Source organism: Acinetobacter sp. 24-47-66 (assembly GCF_056779755.1).
Window position 1 is genome coordinate 44394 of the sequence record NZ_JBWYIL010000017.1, and the last position, 9517, is coordinate 53910.

Annotated in this window: 12 protein-coding genes; 8 read left to right on the plus strand and 4 right to left on the minus strand. The window is 35.9% G+C overall.

Annotated elements, in window-relative coordinates; genetic code table 11:
• Positions 1-152: 152 nt before the first annotated feature.
• The 3 genes from AC1M84_RS12885 to AC1M84_RS12895 are packed head-to-tail and all read left to right on the plus strand — an operon-like array spanning position 153 to position 2504.
• Positions 153-923, plus strand: a complete 771-nt coding sequence (locus AC1M84_RS12885; RefSeq protein ID WP_179998943.1) for a glycosyltransferase — start codon at positions 153-155, stop codon at positions 921-923.
• 22 nt (positions 924-945) lie between these two features.
• Complete coding sequence (locus AC1M84_RS12890) at positions 946-1692, plus strand: glycosyltransferase family 25 protein (protein WP_481595126.1); 747 nt, start codon at positions 946-948, stop codon at positions 1690-1692.
• A gap of 14 nt (positions 1693-1706) precedes the next feature.
• The gene (locus tag AC1M84_RS12895; protein ID WP_481595127.1) at positions 1707-2504 is read left to right on the plus strand and encodes a glycosyltransferase family 25 protein; all 798 of its coding nucleotides are present in this window, start codon (positions 1707-1709) and stop codon (positions 2502-2504) included.
• Here AC1M84_RS12895 and AC1M84_RS12900 read toward each other — a convergent pair whose 3' ends face one another.
• From AC1M84_RS12900 to AC1M84_RS12910, 3 genes are read right to left on the minus strand one after another with little or no spacing between them, the layout of a single operon-like run.
• Positions 2505-3209, minus strand: a complete 705-nt coding sequence (locus tag AC1M84_RS12900) for a glycosyltransferase (protein WP_481595128.1) — start codon at positions 3207-3209, stop codon at positions 2505-2507.
• Between the two features lie 47 nt (positions 3210-3256).
• Complete coding sequence (locus tag AC1M84_RS12905) at positions 3257-3973, minus strand: glycosyltransferase (RefSeq protein WP_481595129.1); 717 nt, start codon at positions 3971-3973, stop codon at positions 3257-3259.
• Between the two features lie 11 nt (positions 3974-3984).
• Positions 3985-4878: a glycosyltransferase family 2 protein gene (locus AC1M84_RS12910; RefSeq protein ID WP_168419100.1), complete on the minus strand. Its 894-nt coding sequence runs from the start codon at positions 4876-4878 to the stop codon at positions 3985-3987.
• Between the two features lie 283 nt (positions 4879-5161).
• Between AC1M84_RS12910 and rfbB the strand changes: the two genes are divergently transcribed.
• Genes rfbB through AC1M84_RS12935 form a run of 5 tightly spaced genes read left to right on the plus strand, consistent with a single transcriptional unit; the run spans position 5162 to position 9152 of the window.
• Positions 5162-6229: a dTDP-glucose 4,6-dehydratase gene (rfbB, locus tag AC1M84_RS12915; RefSeq protein WP_481595130.1), complete on the plus strand. Its 1068-nt coding sequence runs from the start codon at positions 5162-5164 to the stop codon at positions 6227-6229.
• 3 nt (positions 6230-6232) lie between these two features.
• Positions 6233-7126, plus strand: a complete 894-nt coding sequence (gene rfbD, locus AC1M84_RS12920; protein WP_481595131.1) for a dTDP-4-dehydrorhamnose reductase — start codon at positions 6233-6235, stop codon at positions 7124-7126.
• The gene (gene rfbA / locus AC1M84_RS12925; RefSeq protein WP_481595132.1) at positions 7123-7998 is read left to right on the plus strand and encodes a glucose-1-phosphate thymidylyltransferase RfbA; all 876 of its coding nucleotides are present in this window, start codon (positions 7123-7125) and stop codon (positions 7996-7998) included. Before rfbD ends, rfbA begins: the two co-directional genes overlap by 4 nt.
• Positions 7999-8003: 5 nt before the next feature.
• The gene (gene rfbC / locus AC1M84_RS12930) at positions 8004-8555 is read left to right on the plus strand and encodes a dTDP-4-dehydrorhamnose 3,5-epimerase (RefSeq protein WP_481595133.1); all 552 of its coding nucleotides are present in this window, start codon (positions 8004-8006) and stop codon (positions 8553-8555) included.
• Between the two features lie 12 nt (positions 8556-8567).
• A complete protein-coding gene (locus tag AC1M84_RS12935) occupies positions 8568-9152 on the plus strand; it encodes a hypothetical protein (RefSeq protein WP_481595134.1) in 585 nt (194 codons plus the stop codon).
• Here the strand turns inward: AC1M84_RS12935 and AC1M84_RS12940 are convergent.
• The coding region (locus AC1M84_RS12940) for an integrase core domain-containing protein (RefSeq protein ID WP_481595135.1) at positions 9135-9517 on the minus strand (383 nt) is incomplete at its 5' end. The two genes, AC1M84_RS12935 and AC1M84_RS12940, sit on opposite strands and share 18 nt — an antisense overlap.

Genomic DNA, 9517 nt, shown 5'->3' on the forward strand with positions numbered 1-9517 from the left:
AGATTAAATTTAATTTGACAAAATAGGGTTTCTAAGACGTGACAATTTAATGAAGATTTGATTTCAATTTGGACGAGTTTGAATTCTTATCGTTCAAGAATATTTTAACTCTGTGGTATGATGCAGCTATTGATTCGGTGGAATAAAACGGCATGTCAATACATGAAAACAATGTCTTATTAGAAGAAGAGATTGCACAAGAACAGAACATTGTTTTGTGTATGAAGTGGGGAACCAAATATGGTTCTGAGTATGTGAATCGTCTTTACAATATGGTGAAACGACACACGACTGTTGATTTCCAGATGGTTTGTCTCACTGACCGTACAGAAGGAATTGATCCAAATGTTAAATGCTTTCCTATTCCACCGTTAGCATTGCCTGAAGGTGCGCCTGAGCGTGGTTGGAACAAACTTTCAACTTTTGAGCCTGATTTATATGGCTTAAAGGGTAATGCGCTATTTTTAGATTTGGATGTCGTTATCGTTGATAATATGGATGAGTTTTTCACTTATCCAGGTGATTTTTTAATTATTCACGACTGGAAACGACCATGGCGAATCACAGGTAATAGCTCAGTATACCGTTTTAAATTGGGCGCTTTCCCTGGATTATTACCGTATTTTCGTGAAAACTTTGATGAAATTCGGAAAAAATTCCGTAATGAGCAAGCTTATTTGTCATGGTATGTAGACAAACACGCTAAGCAAACCTATTGGCCAGATAGCTGGTGTAAAAGCTATAAATATCACTGTCTGCAGAAAATCCCAATGGCATTTTTTAAGCCACCAGTAAAACCTGAAGGTGCCAAAATTATTATTTTCCATGGTGAGATTAATCCACCTGATGCTGTGAATGGTGGCGGTGGTAAATGGTACCGCTATGTGTTGCCAAGTCAATGGATTAAGGATGCTTGGCAATAATCAGCTCAATGGAAATAAATGTATGAAATTAGGTATATATTTGATTAATCTAGATTCGAGTGTCGATCGATTAATCCAAGCAACTTCTGAGTTATCTAAACATAATATTGAATTTAAACGTATTTCAGCTGTTGATGGTCGCCAATTAGATCTTGCTACCTATGAAGGCTACAATAGTGCGAAAGCAAATGCCCTTATGGGGAGAGACTTAGTTGGTGGAGAAGTAGGATGTTATTTAAGCCATAAGCGTTGTGTAAGTGAGTTTTTAGCATCCGATTATGATTTTGTGATTGTGCTTGAAGATGATCTAGAAGTCATTTCAGATTTGATCCCTGTAGTACAAAAAACTATACAGTGGTTAGAGCAACATCAAAATGGTTGGTACCTCATTAATATTGGCAGTACAAAACGTAAATTCAGTAAACAGTTGTGCGAAATAAATGAACATCGCCTTTTAAAAGCATATTATTTTCCAGTATTAACTTTGGGTCTAGTTTGGTCACGTAAAGGTGCTCAAGCATTTCAAAATGATTTAACCGAAATTGATGCACCAATTGACGTGGCATTACAAAGTTGGCTGACGGATTTGAGCCGTGGATATTCTATGTCGCCATCACTGGTTCAGCCGAACGGTGCAGAGAGTGATATTGATGCAGTAAAAGGAAAGAATCTTGCAAATAGACAGCGTATTGGTAAACGCTGGCCTAGACAAAAAAGAATGTGGGGTAATAAATTGAAGGCTTTAAAAAATAAGATTCGTTCGGCTTAGATACTGGGTAAAAGATGAAAATTTTATTAATTAACTTAGAGCAATCTACAGATCGATTAGACCAGCAACGCATTCAATTTAAAGACTTAGGCTTAGATTTCGAACGTCTACCAGCAGTTTCTATTCATGATTTTTCTGAAGCTGAATATAAAGAGATGGCTTTTAACGGCCAGCGTCCAATGAAGCAGTCGGAACTAGCTTGTTTTTTGAGCCACAAAAAAGCATGGGAATATGTAGTTGAACAGAATGAACCTTGTGTAGTTTTAGAAGATGATGCGATTTTAGTTAAAGATTTTAAAAATATTTTAAATGACTTAACGCAACTCAATGAAATAGATTATGTAAATTTAGAAGTGCATGGGCGTAAGAAAACAGTGGCCAAAAAGCCAACATATTCTTTAGCAGATAATAATTTTGATCTATTGGAAATTTATATTGATCGAAGTGGAACAGGGGGATATGTGCTATATCCAACCGGTGCTAAAATTTTACTAGATTTTATGAATAAGCGTGCGATAGGTTTATCTGATGAGTTTATTCATAGTTGTTATGAGTTAAAAGCTTATCAAATCGAACCTGCTGCATTATTGCAAAGTGATAAATGTCCAGAATATGCAGTTCCATGCAAATATATTCATGAGTCTGTTATTGCACAGGTAAAAAATAAGCTAAATTTTGATTTAACAGCGAGTGAGAAATCACAATTTAAAATGAGACGAATAAAGACCCAAATTCAATTGGGTCTCCGTCAGTTGCAATATTTAGGAACAGGGGTGAAAAGAGAAATTTTAGTTGATCCTAATAAGTTTTAATTAACCAAAAATTTTACCTTTCCATTTTGCAAACCAAGATTTTTTAGATGCGTTAGCAACACTATCTTCCTCACCAATATGATGGCAGATTCCATTTTCTAAAAAAAGAACATAGCGTTGTTGAGCGCGAAGCCACCGTGAAACGTGGCGTTCTTTTTTAAATTGGCTAAAGCCCTGCGGTAAGCTTTTCCATAATGCAATAGATGAAAGGTGAGGATTAAACGTAAAGCCATGCCATTGATCATGCATACCATCAAATCTTGCTAAGTTGAATGGTGAAAAATCAATAAATTGAATTTTTGATTTTTGCTCCTCCGAGAATGGGAAGTCAGTCCATTTCCGGAAACATAATTGTGTTGCTTTCGGATTTGACTTAAGAATCTCGAAATATTTTTCAAATTCAAAGTCTTGGTCAAACAACCAATCATCTTCACAGTGAAAAATATACTCGGTTTGGACACGTGAATACATTTCATCCACAGCTTTATGATGACCAACTTGATTTGGAAGATTGATCAGTAAACCTTCAGGACAAAGTTCATTAAAAACCTGATTCGTTTCTTCATCACGAAAATCATTAATGGCAATAATTTGCTTAAACTGAGCTTTTGAAAGCACGCTGTTTAAGGTTTGACGCAGTAGCTCAGGTCGTTTGCCTATCGTGAGACAAAGGGTAATATTGTCAAATTTTTGAATGTTTTGCATATGAGAATTCCAGATATTAAATGTTAGGTAAAATTTTAGAACCTAGCTTAATCAACTGGATATCCATAGATTTTAGACTTAAGTTTTTTAAAAAAACTTTGATTTTGTGGGTAAGAGACACTGTTTTCACCAATGTGGTGACATACACCTTCTTTAAGAAAAAGATTATATTTACCTTGTGATCTAAAAAATATTGATACATCACGCTCTTTTCTAAACTTATAGAATCCCCCAGTTTTTTTCCACACATCAATACTGGCAATATGTGGATTAAAGGTATACCCGTGCCATTTGGCATGTGTATAGTCTAATCTTGCAGTTGCAAGTGGCTGTGTTTCATAATATTTAACTTGTGATTTTTGTTCTTCTGAGAGTATAAAATTTGATACTTTTCTAAGACAAACGATATTGGCATTATGATCATGTTTTAATAGTTCAATATATTTGTCTAATTGTAATGGCTGATCAAATTGCCAGTCATCTTCACAGTGGAAAATATAAGGCGTCTTGACTTGTGAATACATAAGATCCACTGCACGATGATGCCCAACCTGTTTGTCTTGTACGATTAAAGTCCCATGAGGACATAACTCTCGGAAAACTTGATTGGTTTCTTCATCTCTGAAGTCATTGATAGCGATAATGTGTTCAAAGTTAATTTGACTTAAAATGCTTTCTAAGGTTCGTCGTAATTCTTTCGGACGTTTGCCAATAGTGAGGCAAAGTGTAATATGGTTAACTTTCAATGTAGTTCCTGAATTCATTTATGTAGCAATTATATTTTGAAGTATAACCAGTCTACTGATTCCTTTAAAGTTTTGTTTGTTACGTCACGCATTGCAGACCATTGAGCAAACTGAAATTTATGTCTTTTTGTTGGTATGCAAAGCATAAGAATTTTATATATTTCTGTTTTAAAGATGGATATTTTATTGATTTTATTTATTGTTTGATTGAAATGGTCCGTTGAGAAGTGTTTGTTAGCAAATAGAATTTGAGAACGATACAATCGACAAAAGTAATCATAATTACGATAAGGCTCACTAGAACCACCCTTATGATAAATTTTCAGACTATTGATTTTTATTAGTTCTAATCCAATTTTTTTTATACGTAGACAAAGATCTTCATCTTCACAGTACATAAAAAAATCTGGATCAAATCCTTTAATTTGTTGCATGACTTGTTTTCTTATTAATAATAATGCTCCACTAAACCAAGCAATTTTATCTTTATATCCACAAGTTTCATTGAATTCAAATGTATAGCCCTCTGATTTATCAATGTTATCATCATTAATTAGTTGAGTGGTTATAAGACCATATTTAGGGTTTGATTCTGCATGATGTAAAAGAGAAGAGAGATAATCATTCTGTATCATTCTTAAGTCAGGATTAGCAATGAGTAGATGGTCTCCTTTAGCATGTGTAGCAGCTAGGTTCATTGCTCTTCCAAACCCTAAATTTTTGTCTGATTGAACAATTTGGATATTTAAGGAATTTAACTCACAATTATTTTGAATGGTCATTTCTAAAAGGTTGTTCTGAACATTATTGGTAATAATAATCTCGTAGCCATTTGCAAGTAGTGTTTGTTTTTTTAAATCGAGAAGCAGTTTCTCAATATAAGACTCGGTATTATAATTTACAATAAGAATTGAGAGTTGCATAGATAAGACTGAGGTAACTAAATTTAAGCGTCAGATTAGCATATTTGACTCTCAATCAAAATGTAGGGTTTGAGTAAATTTTTAAGGTGAACAATCTTTACGCTGATCCTTGGAGGCTTGCAAAAGAAGATTATATTTTGATAACAATTCATAATATTAAGATGAAGTTAATATTCTGACTTTTAAAAGTTTTTAATTTTAATTTAGCTTTTATTGATTATTATTCTTTCAAATCATGATAAAATTTAATAGCTTAGTTTATCTAACCTGATTAGGGGGGCGCTTGAATATAATTGTTACAGGCGGTGCTGGCTTCATTGGTTCAGCGGTTATTCGTCATATTATTAATAATACAGATCATCATGTACTCAATATAGATAAACTAACGTATGCAGGTAACTTAGAATCGCTGAGTTCTGTTGCAGACAGTGCTCAATATCAATTTTCGCAAACTGATATTTGTAATCGTGCTGCTTTAAATACTATTTTTAAAGAATTTCAACCCGATCTAGTGATGCATCTTGCAGCAGAGTCACATGTTGATCGTTCTATCTCTGGTCCTTATGCGTTTTTAGAGACCAATATTATTGGTACTTACCAATTACTCGAAGCATGCCGCACGTATTGGCAAAGCCTAGAAGGAAACAAGAAAAATAGTTTTAGATTCCATCATATTTCTACTGATGAAGTCTATGGAGATTTAGAGGGGACAACAGATTTATTTACTGAACAGACTTCCTATTCACCAAGTTCACCATATTCTGCGTCAAAAGCTAGTTCTGACCATCTAGTTCGAGCATGGCATCGTACTTATGGTTTACCCGTGATCGTGACCAATTGTTCGAATAACTATGGTCCATATCATTTCCCAGAAAAACTCATTCCGTTAATGATCTTGAATGCGCTTCAAGGAAAACCTTTACCTGTTTATGGCAATGGTCAGCAAATTCGTGATTGGCTATTTGTTGAAGATCATGCACGTGCGCTTTATAAAGTTGTGACTGAAGGTACGATAGGTGAGACCTATAATATTGGCGGTCATAATGAAAAAGCCAATTTGGATGTGGTTCATGGCATTTGTGAACTCCTTGAAGAGCTCGCTCCAAATAAGCCTGAAGGTGTAGAAAACTACAAAGACTTAATCACTTATGTGAAAGATCGTCCTGGCCATGATGTCCGTTATGCAATTGATGCGAGTAAAATCAAGCGTGAGTTGGGTTGGGTGCCACTAGAGTCATTTGAAACTGGTTTAAGAAAAACTGTGGAATGGTATTTGAATCATCAAGAGTGGGTATCTCGTGTACAAAGCGGTGAATATCAATCTTGGTTAGAAAAGCAGTATCAAGGCTAATTCATGAAAATCTTGGTCTTAGGTAAAAATGGTCAAGTTGGCTGGGAATTGCAACGGGCTTTAACGCCATTGGGTGAGTTGATTGCACTGGATCGTTCAGGATTGGATGACTTAAGTGGCGATATGTCTGACCCTGAGGCAGTTTTCAATACGGTTTTAAAGCTTCAACCTGACATCGTAGTAAATGCGAGTGCTTATACTGCTGTAGATTTGGCTGAGACAGAAAAAGACTTAGCCAATGTCGTTAATCATATTGCTGTGAAAAAGATTGCTGAAGCATGTCAACGTACTCAAGCGATCTTGGTACATTATTCAACGGATTATGTGTTTTCGGGTCAAGGGAATAGTGCTTTTTCTGAATCAGATCAGATTGAGCCGATCAATGAATATGGTCGAACCAAGGCATTGGGTGAGCAAGCGATTGTAGAAAGTGGTTGTGATTATTTGATTTTTAGAGCCTCTTGGGTATATGCCAGCAAAGGAAAAAACTTCCTCAAAACGATGCTGAACTTGGCACAGCAACGTGAAGAATTGTCGATTATTGCAGATCAAATTGGTGCTCCAACCTCAGCAGAACTCATTGCAGATGTGACAGCGCAAGCCATTCCTCAAATCTATCGAGATCGTAGTAAATCAGGACTTTATCATTTGGTTGCAAGTGGTGAAACTTCATGGTTTGGTTATGCCAATTATATTTTTGAACAGGCAAAAAGGTTAGGCGCTGAATTAAAAATATCAAAAGTTAATTCAATTCCAACAACAGCTTATCCAACACCTGCTAATCGACCTTTAAATTCAAGATTGAGTACACAGAAATTAGAACACACTTTTGAACTGAAATTACCAGATTGGCAAGACGGTGTGAAACGCACTTTAACGGAGCTATTAATAAAATGACAATGAAACGTAAAGGTATTATTTTAGCTGGTGGTTCTGGAACACGTTTGCACCCAATTACTAAAGGCGTGTCTAAGCAACTGCTGCCCATTTATGATAAGCCGATGATTTACTATCCGTTATCTGTACTTATGTTGGCAGGTATTCGTGAAGTTCTCATTATTTCTACGCCTGAAGATTTACCAAATTTTAAAAAGTTACTGGGTAATGGATCTCAATTTGGAATTGAATTGAGTTACAAAGTTCAGCCCTCACCAGATGGTTTAGCACAGGCTTTTATCATTGGCGAAGAGTTTATTGGTGATGATCATGTGTGTCTCATCCTTGGTGACAATATTTACTATGGTCAAAGTTTTGGTAAACAACTTGAGTCAGCAAGTCATGTAGAACATGGTGCAACTGTATTTGGCTACCATGTGACTGATCCTGAACGTTTTGGTGTTGTTGAGTTTGATGCTCAAGGTAAGGTTCTAAGTATTGAAGAAAAGCCGACTCAACCAAAATCACATTATGCCGTAACAGGTTTATATTTCTATGATAATCGTGTGGTTGAGTTTGCCAAACAAGTGAAACCATCTCATCGTGGTGAATTAGAGATTACAGATATCAATAATGCTTATTTGAAAGATGGTTCTCTGAATGTTGAGTTGCTTGGTCGTGGCTTTGCTTGGTTAGATACAGGTACTCATGAATCTTTATTAGAAGCAGGGCAGTTTGTATATACGGTTGAAAAAAGACAGTCGTTGAAAGTGGCTTGTCTCGAAGAAATTGGTTTCCATAAAGGTTGGATTTCGAAAGAACAATTAGCTGTAAGCGCTGAAGCATTGAAAAAGACTGAATATGGTCAATATCTATTTAAATTGTTGGACTAAGCGAAATGAAAATAGAAAAGACAAAAATTGAAGGTCTGTTAATTATCCAGCCTAATGTTTTTAGTGACGATCGTGGCTGGTTTATGGAAAGTTTTAACCAGCAAGAATTTGAACAAGCATTGAATGAGTTAAATTTGCCTATTCCAAATTTTGTTCAGGACAATCACTCCCTTTCACAAAAAGGGGTATTGCGTGGTCTGCATTTTCAAAATTCACCATATGGTCAAGGTAAGTTAGTACGTGTTGTCCAAGGTAAAGTTTGGGATGTCGCAGTTGATATTCGACCAGAATCTGAAACCTATGGTCAATGGGTTGGGGTGGAATTAAGCGCTGAAAACAAAACCATATTTTGGATTCCAGAAGGTTTTGCACACGGCTTTATTACGTTAGAAGACAATACTCAGTTTTTGTATAAAACGACCAATTATTACAATAAAGAGAGCGAAGGGGCAATCGTCTGGAATGATCCAACACTTGCAATTGACTGGCCTTTAGATCAGGTTGAAGAGGTGTTGGTGAGTGATAAGGATCACGTCGCAACATTATTCATAAAGTAATTTGAGATATCGATGAATATTTTTATTTATAGTTATCCATATGATGAAAATAGTGGTGGAATTATTGCTTTGCATCGATTGTGTCATGTTATTAATGATACAACAGGGCATAAAGCTTATTTGGTTAGTAATGAATGGTCATACTCAAAATGGAAAAAAATTAGATATAAATTTAAAAAACCTCGGCTTTTTATTACCAAAGATGGTTGGAATACGCCTATTTGGACTAAAAAGGAATTTCCTAATAATGCAGTGGTAATTTACCCAGAAGTAGTCACGGGTAACCCACTCGGTATTCAGCATGTGGTGCGCTGGTTGTTACACCAACCAGGGTTTCATACTGGCAAAATTGATTATGGTAAAAACGAGCTGTATTTTAAGTTTAATTCAGCGATTCATGACTTTCACCGCGACACTTGTACAATGGCGAAGAGTGAGATGAAAGTTATTTACTATCCGATTGATACCTATGATAATCAAGGGCTCAAGCGTGATATTGACTGTTGTTATATGGTGCGTAAAGGGGGGGGAAACCGCATATTGAACCGTACCGGGTTTGTCGGAGACTTTTTATTTAAGTTAGGCCACCTGACCTAACGGATTAATTTTATCATAGTACATTGCTTCAAAATCAAAAGGTGACACATAACCTAGTGCACTATGTACACGCTCTTTATTGAACCAATCTACCCAGTTTAGTGTCGCAAGTTGTACATCCGCTAAACCTTGCCAATCTGCTTTTAAATATTTAATCACCTCTGTTTTGTATAAGCCATTCACTGTTTCAGCCAAAGCATTATCGTATGAATCACCAGTCGTACCGACTGATGCTCGTAAATTTGCTGCTTCTAAACGATTGGTATAGCGAATGGAAAGATATTGAACACCTCTATCGGAATGATGAATCACATTCTTTGGCATGCCTCGATCGTGCAATGCTTGCTCAAGTGCATCGAGCACCA

Excerpts from the sequence above, each read along its gene's own strand:
- AC1M84_RS12885 (WP_179998943.1), top strand. The coding sequence starts at position 153 with ATGTCAATACATGAAAACAATGTCTTATTAGAAGAAGAGATTGCACAA.
- AC1M84_RS12890 (WP_481595126.1), top strand. The coding sequence starts at position 946 with ATGAAATTAGGTATATATTTGATTAATCTAGATTCGAGTGTCGATCGA.
- AC1M84_RS12895 (WP_481595127.1), top strand. The coding sequence starts at position 1,707 with ATGAAAATTTTATTAATTAACTTAGAGCAATCTACAGATCGATTAGAC.
- AC1M84_RS12900 (WP_481595128.1), bottom strand. The coding sequence starts at position 3,209 with ATGCAAAACATTCAAAAATTTGACAATATTACCCTTTGTCTCACGATA.
- AC1M84_RS12905 (WP_481595129.1), bottom strand. The coding sequence starts at position 3,973 with ATGAATTCAGGAACTACATTGAAAGTTAACCATATTACACTTTGCCTC.
- AC1M84_RS12910 (WP_168419100.1), bottom strand. The coding sequence starts at position 4,878 with ATGCAACTCTCAATTCTTATTGTAAATTATAATACCGAGTCTTATATT.
- rfbD (WP_481595131.1), top strand. The coding sequence starts at position 6,233 with ATGAAAATCTTGGTCTTAGGTAAAAATGGTCAAGTTGGCTGGGAATTG.
- rfbA (WP_481595132.1), top strand. The coding sequence starts at position 7,123 with ATGACAATGAAACGTAAAGGTATTATTTTAGCTGGTGGTTCTGGAACA.
- rfbC (WP_481595133.1), top strand. The coding sequence starts at position 8,004 with ATGAAAATAGAAAAGACAAAAATTGAAGGTCTGTTAATTATCCAGCCT.
- AC1M84_RS12935 (WP_481595134.1), top strand. The coding sequence starts at position 8,568 with ATGAATATTTTTATTTATAGTTATCCATATGATGAAAATAGTGGTGGA.